Origin of the sequence: Clostridium sp. MCC353 (assembly GCF_018785315.1) — a bacterium.
GTDB lineage: Bacteria > Bacillota > Clostridia > Lachnospirales > Lachnospiraceae > CHH4-2.
Genome location: NZ_WQPN01000152.1, coordinates 1 through 644, shown reverse-complemented (window position 1 = coordinate 644; position 644 = coordinate 1). Strand labels below are relative to the sequence as shown.

The window sequence follows — 644 nt, the reverse complement described above, 5'->3', positions numbered from 1 at the left end:
GGGACTTTACCGTTCAGTGGGCATCTCAGAAACTGATTTGGTTTTCAGTTTCTGCCCGTCTTTTTCCATCTCTGGAGCCTTAGTTTCACTTACGGTTTCCAGACGGCTTTCATCGCCAACGAATTCCGCTCCGCCCGGTGTCAAGCCTCCAAGCAGGCCTCCGCCCCCGTCCGTCCCCATTTCCAGGATTCATGGCTGTGTACTGGACTGATAAAGGATAAATAAAGATTTGGAGAAGGGAACTAGAAAAGGCAGAGAAGCGTTTGATTGAGACGGTGTTTGGTATTTAGAGCAGATTATGGTATAGACATTTCAAGTAACTGACGTGGTGAATAACAGTAAAAGGTCAAGGCTTTTTCGGAAATGCCTTGAGGGTTGATGTTAAATGGTGTGGGGATTTACATTAAAGGGTGAAGGCTTTTTCGAAAAAGCCTTGAGGGTTAATGTAAAAAACTTGATATTAAAAACTACCTGCTAACAGCTAAATTGCATTTAATTCCCCAGCTCCAGAGAACACCAGCAGGAAAGCGGGACGAGGGGACGGACTGGATGTTTGGATGCGGACGGGCCCAGGGGAATCCTTCGGGGATGAAAGCCATCTGGAAACCGTTAGTGAAACTTAGGCTCCAGGGATAGAAAAAGAC

1 protein-coding gene is annotated in these 644 nt (G+C 46.4%); it reads right to left on the bottom strand.

The features are described from left to right. Window positions 1–6: 6 nt before the first annotated feature. On the bottom strand, window positions 7–180 hold the full coding sequence (locus GPL15_RS23220; protein ID WP_215701062.1) for a hypothetical protein: 174 nt from the start codon (window positions 178–180) through the stop codon (window positions 7–9). Window positions 181–644 lie beyond the last annotated feature (464 nt).